This is a genomic window from Pantoea sp. PNA 14-12 (assembly GCF_004364735.1).
GTDB classification, from domain to species: domain Bacteria; phylum Pseudomonadota; class Gammaproteobacteria; order Enterobacterales; family Enterobacteriaceae; genus Pantoea; species Pantoea stewartii.
The window spans coordinates 371,075-389,084 of record NZ_SOAJ01000001.1 but is presented as its reverse complement, the minus strand read 5'-3'; the positions used below and the strand labels follow the sequence as shown (position 1 = coordinate 389,084).

Here is an 18,010-nt window from a genome sequence, read left to right as displayed (position 1 = left end):
AGCACGGTTTCAGCGGGTCATTCCGGTGTGACAGAGACGCTTTTAATCTGCGCGTACAGCCACTGCTCCGGGCGAATGTTAAGTTCGTCCCGGGCCCAGGGAGAGATGCGCGCCCAGAGTTCGCTGATACCGATGCGCAGCTTAACCTCCACCTGATCGCCCACCTCAATTAACTCCACCACCTGTGCCGGCAGCACATTGCGAACAGAGCTGTGTTTTGCCGGTTGCAGCGTCAGCGAAACATCGGCCGACGCAATCCGTATCCGTAACGGCGTTTTGACCGGCTGATTTACCCGACTGACCCAGATATGCTGATCGCCCAACGATAACGCCGTCATCGGGTAATCTGGATGATGCTCTAGCACCTGAACGCGCAGTACGCTGGTCAGGTCGCTGACCGGCAGCCAGGGGCGCATCGCACTGCTGCTCCAGACCCGCTCCAGCGGGCCAAAGGCCTTCACCTTGCCGTGATCCAGAACCAGCACCGTCTCGGCCAGTTGCAGAATTTCGTCGAGGCTGTGAGAAACGTACAGCACCGGGATATCTACCTGCTTTGCCAGTTTTTGCAGATATGGCATCAGCTCACGCTTGCGCGGCAAATCCAGCGAGGCCAGGGGTTCATCCATTAACAGGATATCAGGGGCGCTGAGCAACGCCCGCCCGATGGCCACCCGCTGCTTTTCGCCGCCCGAGAGTGAAAGCGGAAAGCGGTCCAGTAAGGGTTCGAGTCCCAGTAAGTCCACCAGCGTGTCAAACTGCCCTTTCATACTGGCTGCCAGGCCATAGCGTAAGTTACCCCGGACACGATAGTGCGGAAACAGTCGCGCCTCCTGGAAAACGTAACCCACGTTGCGCTTTTCAGGCGGCAAGGCAATCTGCTGTTCGGCGTCAAACAACACACGGTCATGCAGCTGAATGCGCCCGCGCTGCGGCCGGGTCAGCCCACCAATCGCGTTGATTAACGAGGTTTTACCCGCACCCGACACGCCAAATATTGCCGTGATGCCGTTGGCGGGAACCGTCACGTTGATTTCCAGCTCGTGTTCGCCCAGTCGTTGTGTGAAATCGAGCGTCAGCATCCGGCCCCCATCCGTTTCCGGCCCCATTGCGCCAGCCATTCAGACACCAGCAAGGAGGCCAGTGCCAGCACCACCGCGATAATGCACAGACGCGCAGCGGCCCCTTCTGCCCCGGGCGTTTCAATCAGCGTATACATCGCCAGCGGCAGCGTGCGCGTTTCACCAGGAATGTTGGAAACAAATGTAATAGTGGCACCGAATTCCCCCAGCGAGCGGGCAAAGGCCAGCACCGTACCGACGATAATACCGGGCAGCGTTAACGGCAGCGTAATGGTAAAAAAGACCCGCCAGCGGCCCGCGCCCAGCGTCCGGGCCGCCTGTTCCAGCCGGATATCCACGGCGTCCAGCGCCAGGCGAATGGCCCGCACCATGAGCGGAAAGGCAATCACCGCCGACGCCAGTGCCGCACCGCGCCAGCTAAACGCGAAGCTAAAGCCGAACCATTCATACAGCTTTTCACCAATAAAGCCGCGTCGGCCCAAGCCAATCAGTAACAGATAACCGACCACCACAGGCGGCAGCACCAGCGGCAGGTGAATCACACCGTCCAGAAGCGCTTTACCCGGAAACTGGCAGCGGACCAGAACCCATGCCATAAGGATGCCGAAGGGCAGACTGCACAGGACGGCAATGCCGGAGACCTGCAGGCTGAGCATCACGGCCTGCCATTCAACATCACTGAGTATCATTTTTTAGGCGTGAATCCGTATTGGGTAAACACTGCGGCCGCTTCCGGCCCTTTCAGGTAGTTATAAAAAGCCTTAACGGCCGCGTTGTCGTGATCTTTAACAATCGCGACAGGATATTCGACCGGTTTATGGCTGTCTTCCGGAAAGGTGCCGACCACCTGGACTTTTTTGCTGGCGACCGCATCAGAGCCGTACACAATGCCGTAAGGCGTTTCATTACGTTCCACCAGCGCCAGGGCGGCACGCACATTGTTGGCGCGCGCCAGCACAGGTGACAGTGAAGACCAGGCACCCAGCTTCTCAAGTGCCTCTTTGGCATAGATGCCCGCCGGCACATGATCGGGATCGCCGACCGCCAGACGTTCGCCTTTCAACAGACGTTTCCAGTCGGTTTTATCGTTAATCGTTACCGGCCTGGCGTTCTCACTGCGTGGCGCTATCAGAACCAGATCGTTGCCCAACAGGGTATAGCGGGTTGTGTCGATCATGCTTTTTTTCGCGACCGCATCATCCATCCACTGCTGATCGGCTGAGATAAACAGATCGGCGGGCGCGCCCTGCTCAATCTGACGGGCCAGGACTGACGACGAGGCAAATGACGACACCACCTCTGTCCCATGTGTTTTCTTATAGTGTGCCGCAATCTCGTTAAGCGCATTGGTCAGTGAGGCCGCCGCAAAGACGGTGATTTTATCGGCTGCCAGCGCCGGAACGGCCAGTGACAGGGCAATTACGGCGGCAGTTGTGGAACGTAGTAAGGTTAAACGCATGATTTTTCTCCAGTGATCGTTATATATAAAATAATACAGCGAACGGCCTGACAGCCAGACAAAATGATTAAAAGAGGAAGAAAAGCGTGGACGTAAAACAGCAACGTCCGTGCTGAGACGGACGTTGCAGGAGGATTAATGCTGAGAGCGAGCGTTAGTGTTGTCGCGGCGACCCGTTTTAGAGATGAGGTTAAACACTTCACCCAGACCGTAAATCAGGCCTAACATAATCGCCATAACCACAGGTACCATAATCACTGCCACGGCGAGGCTTTTAATGAGTTCCAGCATGGAAAGTCCCACTTTGCGGATAAAAAAGAGATTGTAACGGCTCAGTAAAAATTTGCGCAGACCTTTTCGTGCTTTTACTTTGAGGCGCAAAGCTCGTTATCATCAGCCCGATCACGCGACTTACCTTTTGCAGGAGCCACCATGCAAGCCGACCTCACCCTTCATATTCGCCTGCAGCAGAAACTGTTTGCCGATCCCCGCCGCATTGCCTTGCTGCAACGCGTGCAGCAAACCGGCTCCATCAGTCAGGGCGCTAAACTGGCGGGCATCAGTTACAAAAGCGCCTGGGATGCCATCAGCGACATGAACCACCTGGCCGGGCAGGAAGTCGTGGCACGCGCGACCGGGGGCAAAGGCGGTGGCGGCGCGCAGTTAACCCGCTACGGTGAACGACTGGTACAGCTGTTTGGCCTGATGGAAAAGATTCAGCAACATGCCTTCGATGCGCTGCAGCAGGATACCCTGCCGCTCGACAGCTTACTCGCGGCTATCGCCCGCTCCTCCCTGCAAACCAGTGCACGTAATCAACTGTTTGGTACCGTCGTGCACAATGATGCTCAGCAGGTGATACAGCATCTGACGATTCTGCTTGCCGATGGCGTGACGCGGCTCAACATTGCCCTGACCGAGCGCAGCGCAGAACGGCTGAATTTGCACGCCGGAAAAGAGGTGCTGGTATTAATCAAGGCCCCGTGGGTCAGTGTGCATACCGCGCCCACTGATGCCGAGAATCAGCTTGCCGCAACGCTGACCGCTATCGAAAAAGGCCAGCAGGTGAGTGAAGTGCTGATGACCTTACCCAGTGGCGAAACGTTGTGTGCCACGCTGGATAACCGTGAAACGGAACAGCGTCAGCTTCACATCGGCATGAATGTTATCGCCAGCTTCAGCGCCAGTCATGCGATTGTTGCCTCACTGCGGTGATTTTCACCGGCCGGTTTGACATCCCTGTTTGCAGTCGCTAAAACGTCAGTTAACGCTGCATAAAATGGAACAAATCATGGCTTCATTGCAAATTTCGCAAGGCATATTTCACCTTAATGATACCCGGGTGCTGTCCCTGGCCGATGTGCATCTTCGCCGGGGTGAGCGCTGGGCGTTTGTTGGCGCAAACGGCAGCGGCAAGTCCTCGCTGGCACGCGCGCTTTCTGGCGAGCTTCCCCCGTTATCGGGTAAGGTGACGCACGATTTTCAGCGCCCGTGGCGCCTGTCGCTGGAGCAGCTACAGAAGCTGGTCGCCGAGGAATGGCAACGTAACAATACCGATTTACTCAGCGAAGGTGAGGACGACAGCGGCCGCACCACGGCGGAAATTATTCAGGATGCGGTGAAAGATGCCGCACGCTGTGAACGTCTGGCGGCGCAGTTTGGCATCAGTAGTCTGCTCAGTCGCCGCTTTAAATACCTGTCGACAGGCGAGACGCGAAAAACGCTGCTGTGCCAGGCGCTGATGGCACAGCCTGATCTGCTGATTCTGGATGAACCTTTTGACGGCCTGGATGTGGATTCCCGCGCGAATCTGACGGCCACCTTAGCAACGCTGCATGAGGCTGACGTCACGCTGGTGCTGGTGCTGAACCGCTTTGACGATATTCCGGATTATGTCGATCAGGTGGGCGTTCTGGCCGAATGCAGCCTGACGCAGGTCGGGCCACGCGAGACCATTCTGGCCCAGACCCTGGTCGCCCAGCTGGCTCGCAGTGAACAGCTGGACGGTATGGCGTTGCCGGAGGCCGATGTGCCCGATCAGTTGCCCGCGTTGGCGGATGATGCGCCGCGCGTGATTCTGCGCAACGCGGTGGTGTCTTATAACGATCAGCCCGTGATCAACGGCCTGAACTGGCAGGTGAATCCCGGTGAGCACTGGCACATCATTGGCCCCAATGGCGCGGGTAAATCCACCTTACTGAGCCTGGTAACGGGGGATCATCCGCAGGGTTACAGCAATGATTTGACCCTGTTCGGCATTCGCCGTGGCAGCGGCGAGACCATCTGGGACATCAAGCAGCATATCGGCTATGTCAGCAGCAGCCTGCATCTGGACTACCGGGTCAGCGTGAATGTGCGCACCGTGATTTTATCGGGCTTTTTCGATTCGATTGGTCTCTATCAGGCTGTATCTGACCGCCAGATGGCGCTGGCGCAACAGTGGCTGGCGCTGACAGGGATGGATAATGCGATGGCGAATGCGCCGTTCCACAGTTTGTCCTGGGGGCAACAACGGCTGGTCTTAATCGCCCGCGCGCTGGTTAAGCATCCCACGTTATTGATCCTTGACGAGCCCTTGCAGGGGCTGGATCCGCTTAACCGGCAACTAGTGCGCCGCTTTGTGGATATTCTGATTGGGGAAGGCCGGACCCAGCTGCTGTTTGTTTCGCATCATGCCGAAGATGCCCCGCACTGTATTACGCATCGCCTGCATTTTCTCCCTGATGGCACAGGCGGCTACCGTTATCAGCAAGATGTGATCTGACACAACCCTGCCGTGCAAACGGCGGGGATATCACCTGCAATGTAAACGTTACCATTTAAAACCCCATTCCATGACCATAATGTGCCTTTTCGCCTTTAAATAAGAATAGTCATCTTGTGTAAACGATACCATTTATTCAGACTCGATCACGCTTTCATGCCGTTTGATGTGCTATTTTTTAGCGATGATTTTTTATTTTGACGCTGACCAGGATGCGACATGCAAAAATTTAACCCGGCCGATCATCCCCATCGCCGTTACAATCCCCTGACCGACCAATGGATTCTGGTTTCACCTCACCGGGCCAAACGTCCCTGGCAGGGTGCGCAGGAAACGCCCGCGGTAAATGCCCTGCCGTCACACGATCCAGACTGTTTTCTGTGTGCAGGAAATACGCGCATTACCGGCGATGTGAACCCGGATTACAAAGGCACGTACGTTTTCACCAATGACTTTGCTGCGCTGATGACGGATACGCCGGATGCACCCGAAAGCGATGATCTCCTGATGCGTTGCGAAAGCGCGCGCGGCACCAGCCGCGTGATTTGCTTTTCGCCCGATCACAGTAAAACGTTGCCTGAAATGTCCCTGAGCGCGCTGGAAGAGGTCGTGCGCACCTGGCAGGAACAGACCGCAGAGCTGGGCCAGCATTATCCGTGGGTGCAGGTGTTTGAGAACAAAGGCGCCGCCATGGGCTGTTCGAATCCGCATCCGCATGGCCAGGTCTGGGCCAACAGCTTCCTGCCTAACGAGGCCCAGCGCGAAGATGACCATCAACGTCAGTACTTTGCAAAAACCGGCTCGCCGCTGCTGGTGGATTACTGTGCGCGTGAACAACAAGACGGCAGCCGCACCGTAGTGGAAACCGAGCACTGGATCGCCGTGGTGCCGTGGTGGGCCGCCTGGCCCTTTGAAACCCTGCTACTGCCCAAAGCGCACGTGAAACGCATGACTGATTTGAGCGAGGCGCAACGCAACGATCTGGCGAAAGCCCTTAAGCTGCTGACCAGCCGCTATGACAACCTGTTCCAGTGCGCCTTCCCCTACTCCATGGGCTGGCACGGTGCGCCGTTTAACGGCGAGGAAAACGCCCACTGGCAACTTCATGCCCATTTTTATCCGCCGCTGCTGCGTTCAGCCACGGTGCGCAAATTTATGGTCGGCTACGAGATGCTGGCTGAAACCCAACGCGATTTAACTGCGGAGCAGGCAGCAGAACGTCTGCGCGCCGTGAGTGACATTCATTTCCGTGAGGCACAACAATGAGCTTAAAAACCATCACGCAGCAGGTCTTTACCGACACCTTTGGCTATGCGCCCACTCACACGATTCAGGCACCCGGCCGCGTCAACCTGATTGGCGAGCATACGGATTATAACGATGGTTTCGTTTTGCCTTGTGCCATTGACTACCAAACCGTTATCGCCTGTGCCAGACGCGACGATCGTCAGGTACGCGTTGTGGCCGTGGATTACGATCAGGCGCAGGACAGCTTCTCACTGGACGATCCCATTACCAGCGTGAGCGAGCCGATGTGGGCAAACTATGTGCGCGGCGTGGTGAAGCATTTGCAGAAGCGCGCGCCTGATTTTAACGGCGTGGATATGGTGATTAGCGGTAACGTGCCTCAGGGCGCGGGCCTCAGCTCCTCTGCCTCGCTCGAAGTGGCCGTCGGGACCGTTTTTCAGCAGTTGTTCAATCTGCCGCTGGATGGTGCCGCCATTGCGGTAAACGGTCAGGAGGCGGAGAACCAGTTCGTGGGCTGTAACTGCGGCATTATGGATCAGTTGATTTCCGCGCTGGGGCAAAAAGATCATGCCATGCTGCTGGATTGCCGCTCACTCGGCACCAAACCGGTTTCCCTGCCGGAAGACGTGGCCGTGGTGATCATTAACTCTAATTTCCGCCGAAGCCTGGTGGGCAGCGAATACAATACCCGCCGCCAGCAGTGTGAAACCGGTGCGCGCTTCTTTAATAAGAAAGCACTACGCGATGTCGGCCTGGCGGAATTTGAGGCGGCGGTCGCGCAGTTAGATCCTGACGTCGCGAAGCGCGTGCGCCATGTCATTACCGAAAATGCCCGTACGCTGGAAGCCGCAGAGGTGCTTTCGCGTGGCGATTTAACGCGCATGGGGGAACTGATGGCGGAATCGCATGCCTCAATGCGTGATGACTTTGAAATCACCGTGCCGCCTGTCGACACGCTGGTTGAAATTGTTAAAGCCGAGATCGGCAATCGTGGTGGTGTCCGTATGACAGGTGGCGGCTTCGGGGGCTGTATCGTTGCGCTGATGCCGCTTGAGCTGGTTGATCAGGTGCAGGCCGCCGTCGCCAGCCAGTACGAAGCTAAAACGGGCATCAAGGAGACCTTCTACGTGTGTAAAGCTTCAGAAGGAGCAGGTCAATGTTAAGCGATGTCAATTCCCATGCGCCGGATGGTCAACCATGGCGCATCACCGTGCTGCGTAATGCGCACGGAATGGTGGCCACCTTTATGGACTGGGGAGCAACCTGGCTGTCGGCGCGCGTGCCACTTCAGGACGGCAGCGTGCGCGAGGCCCTCTTAGGCTGTGCCACGCCGTCCGATTATCTGCATCAGGATGCCTATCTGGGGGCGACCGTTGGCCGTTACGCTAACCGTATCGCCGGGGCAAAACTCAATACCCTCAACCGACAACTGCTCGCCAACCAGGGTGAGCATCAGTTACACGGTGGTCCGGACGGGTTCGATAAACGCCGCTGGCAGATTATCAGCCAGTCAGAAAGCGAAGTGCATTATCGTCTGGATTCGCCTGACGGCGATCAGGGCTATCCGGGAAATCTGATCGCGGATTTGCGCTATGTGCTGGATGACGATAACTGCCTGTCCATCCACTATGAAGCCCGGTGCGATCAACCCTGTCCGGTGAATCTCACTAACCATGCTTACTTTAATCTTGATGCGCATCATGGCGATGCGCGCCAGCATCGCTTACAACTGCACGCCGATCGTTATCTGCCCGTCGATAGCGAGGGTATTCCCAACGGCCCGCTGAAAGCCGTGGACGGCACCAGCTTTGACTTCCGTCAGGCCAAAAGCCTGGCGCAGGATTTCCTTGCCGATGCCGATCAACAGGCGGTTAAAGGCTACGATCATGCCTTTCTACTTAACAGCGCGGGCGATGCAAGCCAGCCCGCAGCAGCGTTATGGTCGCAGGACGGCAAGCTACAGTTAAGTGTAACGACGTCGGCCCCTGCCCTGCAGCTGTACAGCGGCAACTATCTGGCTGGCACGCGCGCCCGGGAGCAGGAAAGCTATACTGCTTACCAGGGGATTGCGCTGGAGAGTGAGTTTTTACCGGATTCGCCCAATCATCCCGAGTGGCCACAGGATGATTGCTGGCTGCAGCCGGGGGATCGTTGGGAATCCGTTACGCGCTATCGTTTTACCTCACACTGAGCCGCCGGGTGAAAAACGCGCAGTGCGTCACAGACAGACTTACGCAGTGCGCTGTTTTCCGCTATGGTAGAGCGCAATGGTCGGCCAGCGGGCTGGCGACAACAGGTTTCCATTATCTCAGAAACATCAAGTATTAAGGAGTTAAGCTATGGCTGTAACTAAGCTGGTTCTGGTGCGACACGGCGAAAGCCAGTGGAACAACGAAAACCGCTTCACCGGATGGTATGATGTAGACCTTTCTGACAAAGGCCGTACCGAAGCTAAAGCAGCCGGACAGCTGCTGAAGAAAGAAGGTTTCGTGTTCGATTTCGCCTACACCTCCGTGCTGAAACGCGCCATCCATACCCTGTGGAATATTCTGGATGAGCTGGATCAGGCCTGGCTGCCCGTTGAAAAATCCTGGCGTCTGAACGAGCGTCACTATGGTGCGTTACAGGGTCTGGATAAAGCTGAAACCGCCGCTAAATATGGTGACGAGCAGGTCAAACAGTGGCGTCGTGGCTTCGCCGTGACCCCGCCGGAGCTGGATCGCAGTGATGAGCGTTTCCCGGGACACGATCCGCGTTATGCGTCATTGTCCCCTGAGCAACTGCCCACCACGGAAAGTCTGGCACTGACCATCGATCGCGTTATTCCTTACTGGAACGAAAGCATCCTGCCACGTATTAAAAGTGGTGAGAAAGTGATTATCGCCGCACACGGCAACTCACTGCGCGCGCTGGTGAAATACCTGGATAACATGAGCGAAGACGAGATTCTTGAGCTGAATATCCCAACCGGCGTTCCGCTGGTTTACGAATTCGACGAGAACTTCAAGCCCGTCAAACACTACTACCTGGGTGATGCCGATGAGATCGCAGCGAAAGCGGCGGCCGTGGCAAATCAGGGTAAAGCGAAGTAATGTACTGACCTGTAAAAAGGGCCAGACTGCGATGTCTGGCCCTTTTTTATGGCCTCACGGTTAACCGCGACGCTGTTTGACCGCATCGGCCAGCTGACGTAATACCTTTTCGGTATCTTCCCAGCCGATACAGGCATCAGTCACGCTCTTACCGTAAACCAGCGGTTCACCGCTTTCCAGGCTCTGATTGCCTTCCACCAGATGGCTTTCAATCATCACGCCAATGATGCCGCGCTCGCCATTGATCATCTGCTGTGCCACATCATCAGCCACCTGCATCTGCTTCTGGAACTGCTTGCTGCTGTTTGCGTGACTGAAATCGATCATCACCTGCTGCGGTAAGCCAGCCTTCTCCAGTCCGGCCTTCACGGCACTGACGTGGCTGGCGCTGTAGTTAGGTTCTTTTCCGCCGCGCAGGATGATGTGACAGTCGCTGTTGCCGCGCGTTTCCACAATTGCAGAGTGACCATATTTGGTCACGGACAAGAAACAGTGCGGTGAACCGGCTGCGTTGATCGCATCAATCGCCACTTTAATGGTGCCATCGGTCCCGTTTTTAAAACCCACCGGGCAGGAAAGACCGGAAGCCAGTTCACGGTGCACCTGCGACTCTGTCGTCCTGGCACCAATGGCGCCCCAGCTCATCAGGTCAGCGACATACTGCGGCGTAATCATGTCCAGGAACTCACCCGCCGCAGGCAGGCCAGAATCGTTAATCTCCAGCAGCAGCTTACGCGCCAGGCGCAGGCCATCATTTAGCTGGAAGGTGCCATCCATATAGGGATCGTTGATCAGCCCTTTCCAGCCAACGGTGGTACGCGGTTTTTCAAAGTAAACGCGCATTACCACTTCCAGCTCGCCCTTCAGCTGCTCACGCAGGTTTAACAGACGTGCGGCATACTCTTTTGCGGCCTCGGTATCGTGGATAGAGCAGGGTCCGATTACCACCAGCAGCCGATCATCGGCCCCGTTCAGGATCTGGTGAATGGCCTGACGCGCCTGAGAAACGGTTTGCGCGGCACGTTCGGTTGCAGGAAATTTTTCCAGCAGGGCAACGGGGGGCAACAGCTCTTTTATCTCTTTAATGCGTAAATCATCATTCTGGTAATTCATACTGATTCCATATAATTTCTGGCCCGGCGCGCGCCGGGCTCAACCCAGCCAATGTAGCCGGAAGCGCACAGGGTGTAAATTCTGAATCCATGTAAAATGCATGTGTAAAATTTGCATAAATGGGTTATGCGTCTAGACTTTTAAGGGTAACTACTGAGGATCGGTGGCTTACGTTTATTAATACCTGTCTTTAAGCTAACCAGCGAAATTTTATTTCGCTCAGGTCGCTTTTTGTCTGAAACCTGACAGCGGGTTAGAGACAGCAAATATCATTGATTAACGGGAGCATAATGATGAATAAGTTTGCACTAATTTTTCTGACGGCAGCGATGACTCTGGGCAGCGGCGCAGCAATGGCTGCCAACGGAAACTCTAACCAGGCTGCAGCAGCAGGTGCCGTTGCGGGCGGGGCGAATGAGAACCTGCCACCGAATAAAGTCGATAACAGCAAAATTAACAATACCGGTACTGAGATGTCGTCTCCAACCCGAGACAGCACCTCCAGCAGCAAGCATATGACCGCGAACGAAATTGATCAGAACAGCCAGTGTAAAGATGGCAAATGTCCTGATATCAACAAAAAAGTGCACACCAAAAAAGGTGGCGGCCACGTCAATACCAAAACTGACGGCACGACGCAGTAAAGTATACTGTGTGCATTATGAGGAGAGCCGCGGCTCTCCTTTATTTTATCCCGCTGCGACTTCCGCTATGCTGAGCCTGTGAAATTTACAGGGAAATGTTCATGGCCTCACTGCTTCTGATTGACGATCATCCACTGGTTGAAGTGGCGCTGGACGCGGCACTCTCGCAATCGCCTGTCCCCATTCAGCTTATTTCGGCCAGCAGCGAGCACGCCGCTCGCCCTTATCTCCAGCTTCCTCCGGATATCATTGTGCTGGATATCGGCCTGCCCGATGGCGACGGACTGGAGATTCTGCGTCGCCTGAAAGTGCACTTACCCGATTGTCCTGTACTGATCTATTCTGCCCAGCAAAGCAGCCACTATATCCGGCGTGCGCAGGCGCTGGGGGCGGCGGGTTATGTGGTGAAAAGCCAGCGGATGGCGCATTTACTCAGTGCCATTCTTGCCGTACTGGGCGGCCAGTCAGCCTTTCCTGAAGGCCACAGCAGCGAACCCGAATTACCGTTAACCAGTAAAGAGCGCCAGGTGCTGGCGTTGCTGGCCAGCGGCCTGTCCAACCTGCAAATTGCCGAACAGTTGCATATCAGTAATAAAACCGTCAGTACGCATAAAAAGAATATTCTGGAAAAAACCGGTGCGCGTTCTGTTGTCGAGCTGGCCGATCTGTGGAAAGCACAGCAGTGATACGCTGGTTACTTCTCCTGCTCCTGCTGGCGCCGTTGGCCCAGGCCGACGTGCGTCCGGTCAGCAGTATCAATCTGCCTATGATGATGCCGGTAAAAGGTGCAGAGCTGATGCAGGGCAAAGTGGTGCGTGTGGGCCTGCTGGATGAGAATACGGCGCCCTGGGCCATGCATGTGGGCAACGATCTGTACGGGATTGACGCCGATTATCTGGCGGCGCTGCACCAATTAACCGGGGCGCAGTTCTCCCTTCACCTCTATGCCACCCAGCCGGCTCTGCTGAGCGCCCTGCAGGCGGGGCAGATTGATTTTGCGTTAGGCATGCTGGCCCCGCCCTTTCCCGCGGGCGCCGTTGCCAGCGACAGCTGGTTTAGCAGCCCGTTACGTATTTACCGTAATCAGCAGAACCAGCGTGCCGTCATGTTTAACAGTGATAATGCACAACTGGCGATCAGCGAGCAAACCCTGGCACAGCTTCCGCCTGCACTGGCTGCCCGCCATCACTGGCGCACCTACGGCAGCGATCTTCAGGCGCTCTACACGCTGCTCAATCAGCAAAACGACTATGTGGTCGCCGATGAAACCAGCGCGGGATTTTTGCTGAGTCAGCTACAGCAGGGACAAATTTACCAAATCGCGTCGGGGATTGATGCCGGGCAACTGACTCTGCGCGCGGTTTCACGCGATCCCGCGCTGATTGCGTGGCTGAATCAGAGCCTGCGCCAGTTACCCGCAGAGTTGATGAGCACGTTACAGGCGCGCTGGAGCAGCAGCCTGCCGCGGTATCAGGACACACAAACGCTGATGCTGAGCGCCAGCGAGCGGCAATGGATAGCAGCCCATCCCCAGGTTACCTACGCCGCTGAAGCCGATAACTATCCCTGGAGCTATCGCGACAGCAACGGCACGCCCCGCGGTTACGGTATCGATCTGCTCAATGCGGTCGCACAGAGCACCGGTTTACGTTTTACGCCGCACTGGGTCAGTAATCCGCAACAGGCGGCCACGCTGCTGGCACAGCATCAGGTGATGTTACAGCTGATGCAACCGCTCAACGGTGAAACTCAAAGCACCAGCCTGCCCGTCTGGCGGGCACTCTGGGGTATTTACAGCCGCCAGCCCGCAGCCGGCTCCCACTGGAGCGATCTGGCAGGCAAACGTATTGGTATCCTGCAGGATGATCTGGCCCAGCGCCTCGTTCCTGACACCATCCCGGTTCAACGCTTTGCGGATCGCAACAGCCTGTACGACGCGCTGGCTACCGGTCAGATTGACGCGCTGGTCGATAACGTCCTGTCTGCGCGCTGGCGCATTGCCAGCCGTAACGATCCCCACATTCATCTGGCTTTCGCGGCCAGCGATATCGCCTGGCCTGTGGCCATCGGAGTGGCACCTGATGAGCCTGTTCTGCGTGGGCTGCTGGATCGCGCGTTACAGCAGATTCCCGTCGATACGCAAAACCAGATGCGCGATCGCTGGTCAATGCCGCCCCAGCCCGGCAGCGTGGGCGCGATGCGCGTGCTGCCCGTCGCGGTGTTGGCGGCGGCAGGCGTTGCTATTGTCGTGTTACTGCTGTTACTAGCCCGGCGTTACTGGCAGCAACGGCGGGATCGCCAACAGCGCGAACAGGCGGAACACGCGAATGCCATGAAGAGCCAGTTTTTAGCGACGGTCAGCCATGAGCTGCGAACGCCGATGCAGGCGATCCTGGGGCTACTGGAGCTAGAAAAACAGCAAAGCAGCCGTGAAAACCTGCAGCTTCTGTACCAGAGCGCGCAGTCCCTGATGACGTTGCTGAATGATTTGCAGGATCACGCGCGCATTGAAAACAACAGTTTCACCCTGTCGCCCCGCCCGCTGGCACTGGCACCCTGGCTGGCGCAGCAGCGCCATTTCTATCATCCGCTGATGCGGCCGGATGGCCCGCATTTACAGGTAGAGGCCCTGACGCCGCTGCCTGACGCGGTGATGCTGGATGCGGACCGCCTGCAGCAGATCGTCAACAACTTAGTAACCAATGCCTTTAAATTCACCCGGCACGGCCTGATCCGCCTGACGCTGTCGGCTACAGACAAATTGCAGTTAACCGTCAGCGACAACGGCAGCGGGATTCCCCCTGAAGAACAGCCCAGACTGTTCGATCCCTGGTACCAGGCCCCGTCGGGCAAAGCGCTTTCCGTTCAGGGCAGTGGCCTGGGGCTGTTTATTTGTCGGGAAATGGTGCAGCGCATGGGCGGTGAGATTCACCTGCATTCTCAGCCCGGCAGAGGCACCGAGGTCACACTTATCCTGCCGCTGATTCCCTGCGATAGCGTCCCTGAGGGCGATCCGGCCACGCTGCCAGGTTTTCCGCAACTGCGCGTGGCCGTAGTGGATGATCATCCGACAAACCTGATCGTGATGCAGCAGCAACTGGCGCGCTTTGCGATTCAGGCGGACTGTTTTGAGCAGGGCCGCGACCTGTTGCTGGCCGATGCCCGGCGCCCTTACGACCTGCTGTTTATCGATCAGATGATGCCGCGCCCGGACGGTATGCTCCTGCTGCGCGTGTTGCGTCGTCGCCAGCGTCAGCGAGGCGGAAGGCCGTTGCGGGTGCTGTGCTCTGCTGATGCGCAGTTACTGAATGTACAGACTGAGCCGCATGAACGGGTGCTGATTAAACCGGTACAGCTACAGGATATCAGCGACCTGCTGACCGCCTTTCATGACGATCCGCTGGCCGCGCTGGATAACAACCTGTGGACACTGGCGCAGCAAAACGAGAACTATCTTAGCCGACTGGGCAAAACGTTACGTGCTACCGTGGAGAAAGACATGGCACAACTGCACGCGGCCATTGCCAGCGGTGACGAAAGACAGTTAGCCGAGTCCGCGCATCGCCTGAAAGGAAGCTGGCTGCTGATTGGCATTGATGAGGGCGTAGCGCTTTGTCAGCAGTTGTCCGATCGCGCCAGACAGCATCACAACATCTCAGCAGAGTGGCAATTGCTGATATCATTGACCGAAAGATTACTACATAAACTGGACACGTATGGCACACACGCACTCTCATAGCGGTCAGGACACTAACCGTACGCGGCTGATGGCCGCGTTTGCCGTGACGGCACTCTTTATGGTGGCAGAAGTGATTGGCGGCTGGCTGTCGGGCTCGCTGGCGCTGCTGGCCGATGCCGGTCACATGCTGACCGATACCGCCGCCCTGTTAATGGCCTTACTGGCGGTTCAGTTTGCCAAACGCAAACCCAATGAACGTCATACCTTTGGCCTGCTACGTCTGACCACGCTGGCCGCGTTTGTAAACGCCCTCGCCTTAATCGGCATCACCATTTTGATTGTCTGGGAAGCGGTGGAACGGTTTACCCATCCGCAACCCGTCACAGGCGGCCTGATGCTCGGCATTGCGATTGCCGGCTTGCTGGCGAATATTCTGTCTTTCTGGTTGCTGCATCACGGCAGTGAAGAAAAGAACCTGAATGTGCGGGCGGCTGCGCTGCACGTCATGGGGGATTTGCTTGGTTCGGTGGGCGCGATTGTCGCCGCGGTGATTATTCTTCTTACTAACTGGACGCCCATTGACCCCATCTTATCCATCGTCGTGTCGATGCTGGTGCTGCGTAGCGCCTGGTCGCTGCTGCGGGAAAGTTTACATGAGTTGCTGGAAGGCGCGCCTGCGTCGCTGGATGTGAAGAAACTGCGGCGCGATCTGAAGCGAAATATTCCCGAGGTTCGCGATGTCCATCATGTACATGTCTGGCAGGTGGGCGAGCAACCGATCTTAACGCTGCACGTCCAGGTCATTCCACCGCGCGATCATGATGGCCTGCTGCGCCGCATCCACACGTACCTGCATGACCATTATCAGATTGAGCATGCTACGGTACAGATGGAGTTTCAGCCCTGCGTGGGCCCTGACTGTGAGCTGAACGGACAGGTCATTGAAGAGGGCCATCATCATGGCGGGCATTCGGATCATGCTGCTGAAACGTCCCATCAGCACAGTGATCATTCACCTCACCACAGTGACCACGTTCATCATCACAGCCATCATCACTGAGCCGAGAGCGCACGCGAACCCTGTTTGCGTGCGCTGATGATCCACATGCGTAAGCCGTTCAGCGCAATTAACGTCAGAATGGCGTACTCCAGCGACATCGCATACACCCCCTGACGGGCAAACACCATCACACTGATCACGTTGATGACCACCCACAAAAGCCAGTTTTCAACATACTTCCGCGTCATCAGCACCATTGCCACAATCGACAGCACCATCAGGCAGGCATCCCAGAAAGGGAAGGCGTCCGGCTGCAACGTCGGCATCGCCACCGTAAAACCCAGCGCATTCATCAAGGCCACCGCGGTACGGGTGAGAAAGGCAAACACCGGATCGATGTAGATCGTCATCAGCCCCACCGCTATAACGCAAACCGCCGCCCAGCCAATGGCCCTGGGCAGCGGGAGCCAGCGAATCGTTAACGCCGCCTGGTTATCAGTGGTTTGTCGGCTCCAGGCGTACCAGCCATAAACGTTAGCCGCAAAAAAGAACAGCTGTAACAGCAGGCTGGCATAGAGCTGAATCTGAAAAAATATCACCGCAAACAGCGTCACGTTTATCAGGCCGAACGCGTAGTTAGCGATTTTCTCCAGGCTGGCCAGCCAGATACATAACAGGCCCGCCAGGGTGCCAACGGCTTCAATCCAGGACAGATCGTACCCGGTCGCGCCCAACGGGATGTGAACTAAAATGTTTTGCGTGCTAAAAAAATCCATATCAGGCACCTGTCAACGACGCGGATTACGCGTTTCCTTTCACGTTATGTTTGAGGTCTGCTGCAAAGGATAGCATACGGTTTAGCGGCACCAGCGCGGCCTCGCGCAGCGCCGCGTCTACGTGGATCTCATGAGCCCGCCCACCCGACGTCAGCGCCTCGGCAATGGCCTGCAGTCCGTTCATCGCCATCCAGGGACAGTGCGCACAGCTTCGGCAGGTTGCGCCCTCACCGGCGGTAGGCGCTTCCAGCAATATTTTGTCAGGAACCGCCTGCTGCATCTTGTAAAAGATGCCGCGATCGGTGGCAACGATCATCTGCGGATGTGGCAAGGTTTTTGCCGCCTGAATTAGCTGGCTGGTTGAACCTACCGCATCGGCCAAATCCACAATCGCCTGCGGCGACTCGGGATGAACCAGCACTGCCGCATCCGGATACAGCGCTTTCATCCGCTGCAGCGCCTGAGTTTTGAATTCGTCGTGGACGATGCAGGCGCCCTGCCAGCATAACACGTCGGCCCCGCTTTTTTGCGTAACATAGCGCCCGAGATGCCGATCCGGTGCCCAGATGATTTTTTCCCCCAGGCTGTCCAGATGTTCAATCAGTTCGACGGCAATGCTGGAGGTGACAACCCAGTCGGCGCGCGCTTTTACCGCTGCAGAAGTATTGGCGTATACCACCACCGTCCGGTCAGGATGCGCATCACAGAAGGCCGTAAACGCCTCAATCGGGCAGCCCAGATCCAGCGAGCATTCGGCCTCCAGCGTCGGCATCAACACGGTTTTTTCCGGGCTGAGAATTTTGGCGGTTTCGCCCATAAAGCGCACGCCGGCCACCAGCAGCGTAGTGGCGGGATGCTGGCTGCCAAAACGCGCCATTTCGAGCGAGTCAGAGACGCAACCGCCGGTTTCTTCGGCTAAGGCCTGGATGTCCGGATCCGTGTAATAGTGCGCCACCATCACGGCGTTACGGGCTTTCAGCAGGGCTTTAATTTTTTCCCGGTAAAGCGTTTTTTGCTCGTCACTCAGCCGGGCGGGCTTAGGAGGAAAAGGATACACCGCATGTTCAGGATCAAAGATTGCGCTCATGACACCGCTCTCGTTCTGTAAAATTAACGAAAATAGCCGTTTCTGGCTTAACAGGACGTAAATACCGCC

The 18,010-nt window shown here is 56.6% G+C and carries 17 protein-coding genes; 10 read left to right on the top strand and 7 right to left on the bottom strand.

Annotated features, from left to right (window positions below):
- Positions 1–17: 17 nt before the first annotated feature.
- From modC to C7434_RS01960, 4 genes are all read right to left on the bottom strand, one after another.
- Positions 18–1,079, bottom strand: coding sequence for a molybdenum ABC transporter ATP-binding protein ModC (gene modC / locus C7434_RS01975; protein ID WP_006118497.1), 1,062 nt, complete (start codon positions 1,077–1,079; stop codon positions 18–20).
- Positions 1,073–1,768: a molybdate ABC transporter permease subunit gene (gene modB / locus C7434_RS01970; protein WP_054634292.1), complete on the bottom strand. Its 696-nt coding sequence runs from the start codon at positions 1,766–1,768 to the stop codon at positions 1,073–1,075. Before modB ends, modC begins: the two co-directional genes overlap by 7 nt.
- Entirely contained in the window at positions 1,765–2,538 is a 774-nt protein-coding gene (gene modA, locus C7434_RS01965; protein WP_166649042.1) for a molybdate ABC transporter substrate-binding protein, read from the bottom strand. The genes modB and modA overlap by 4 nt, the downstream gene beginning before the upstream one ends.
- A gap of 135 nt (positions 2,539–2,673) precedes the next feature.
- On the bottom strand, positions 2,674–2,829 hold the full coding sequence (locus tag C7434_RS01960; protein ID WP_006118494.1) for an AcrZ family multidrug efflux pump-associated protein: 156 nt from the start codon (positions 2,827–2,829) through the stop codon (positions 2,674–2,676).
- 141 nt (positions 2,830–2,970) lie between these two features.
- On the opposite strand from C7434_RS01960, the gene modE reads away from it, so the two are divergent.
- The 6 genes from modE (at position 2,971) to gpmA (ending at position 9,642) form a co-directional block, all read left to right on the top strand.
- Positions 2,971–3,753 (top strand): molybdenum-dependent transcriptional regulator, encoded by a 783-nt coding sequence (gene modE / locus C7434_RS01955; RefSeq protein ID WP_006118493.1) that lies wholly within the window; start codon positions 2,971–2,973, stop codon positions 3,751–3,753.
- Positions 3,754–3,829: 76 nt separating this feature from the next.
- Positions 3,830–5,302: a molybdate ABC transporter ATP-binding protein ModF gene (gene modF, locus C7434_RS01950; protein ID WP_033737742.1), complete on the top strand. Its 1,473-nt coding sequence runs from the start codon at positions 3,830–3,832 to the stop codon at positions 5,300–5,302.
- Positions 5,303–5,521: 219 nt separating this feature from the next.
- Positions 5,522–6,568: a galactose-1-phosphate uridylyltransferase gene (galT, locus tag C7434_RS01945; RefSeq protein ID WP_039341534.1), complete on the top strand. Its 1,047-nt coding sequence runs from the start codon at positions 5,522–5,524 to the stop codon at positions 6,566–6,568.
- A complete protein-coding gene (gene galK / locus C7434_RS01940) occupies positions 6,565–7,713 on the top strand; it encodes a galactokinase (RefSeq protein ID WP_054634296.1) in 1,149 nt (382 codons plus the stop codon). The genes galT and galK overlap by 4 nt, the downstream gene beginning before the upstream one ends.
- Entirely contained in the window at positions 7,707–8,741 is a 1,035-nt protein-coding gene (gene galM / locus C7434_RS01935) for a galactose-1-epimerase (protein ID WP_054687986.1), read from the top strand. Before galK ends, galM begins: the two co-directional genes overlap by 7 nt.
- A 148-nt stretch (positions 8,742–8,889) precedes the next feature.
- Positions 8,890–9,642, top strand: a complete 753-nt coding sequence (gene gpmA, locus C7434_RS01930) for a 2,3-diphosphoglycerate-dependent phosphoglycerate mutase (RefSeq protein ID WP_006118488.1) — start codon at positions 8,890–8,892, stop codon at positions 9,640–9,642.
- A gap of 60 nt (positions 9,643–9,702) precedes the next feature.
- Here the strand turns inward: gpmA and aroG are convergent, their stop codons facing one another.
- A complete protein-coding gene (gene aroG / locus C7434_RS01925) occupies positions 9,703–10,755 on the bottom strand; it encodes a 3-deoxy-7-phosphoheptulonate synthase AroG (protein WP_006118487.1) in 1,053 nt (350 codons plus the stop codon).
- Between the two features lie 290 nt (positions 10,756–11,045).
- Between aroG and C7434_RS01920 the strand changes: the two genes are divergently transcribed.
- From C7434_RS01920 to zitB, 4 genes are all read left to right on the top strand, one after another.
- The gene (locus C7434_RS01920; RefSeq protein WP_006118479.1) at positions 11,046–11,399 is read left to right on the top strand and encodes a YbgS-like family protein; all 354 of its coding nucleotides are present in this window, start codon (positions 11,046–11,048) and stop codon (positions 11,397–11,399) included.
- 101 nt (positions 11,400–11,500) lie between these two features.
- Positions 11,501–12,085, top strand: a complete 585-nt coding sequence (locus C7434_RS01915; RefSeq protein WP_006118477.1) for a response regulator transcription factor — start codon at positions 11,501–11,503, stop codon at positions 12,083–12,085.
- Complete coding sequence (locus C7434_RS01910) at positions 12,067–15,138, top strand: transporter substrate-binding domain-containing protein (RefSeq protein WP_133745090.1); 3,072 nt, start codon at positions 12,067–12,069, stop codon at positions 15,136–15,138. Before C7434_RS01915 ends, C7434_RS01910 begins: the two co-directional genes overlap by 19 nt.
- Positions 15,116–16,138: a CDF family zinc transporter ZitB gene (zitB, locus tag C7434_RS01905; RefSeq protein ID WP_133745089.1), complete on the top strand. Its 1,023-nt coding sequence runs from the start codon at positions 15,116–15,118 to the stop codon at positions 16,136–16,138. Before C7434_RS01910 ends, zitB begins: the two co-directional genes overlap by 23 nt.
- On the opposite strand, the gene pnuC is transcribed toward zitB, so the two are convergent.
- Both pnuC and nadA read right to left on the bottom strand, forming a co-directional pair.
- Positions 16,132–16,854, bottom strand: coding sequence for a nicotinamide riboside transporter PnuC (gene pnuC, locus C7434_RS01900; RefSeq protein WP_133745088.1), 723 nt, complete (start codon positions 16,852–16,854; stop codon positions 16,132–16,134). The genes zitB and pnuC overlap by 7 nt on opposite strands.
- Before the next feature lie 25 nt (positions 16,855–16,879).
- On the bottom strand, positions 16,880–17,941 hold the full coding sequence (gene nadA, locus C7434_RS01895; protein WP_006118473.1) for a quinolinate synthase NadA: 1,062 nt from the start codon (positions 17,939–17,941) through the stop codon (positions 16,880–16,882).
- Positions 17,942–18,010: the final 69 nt, after the last annotated feature.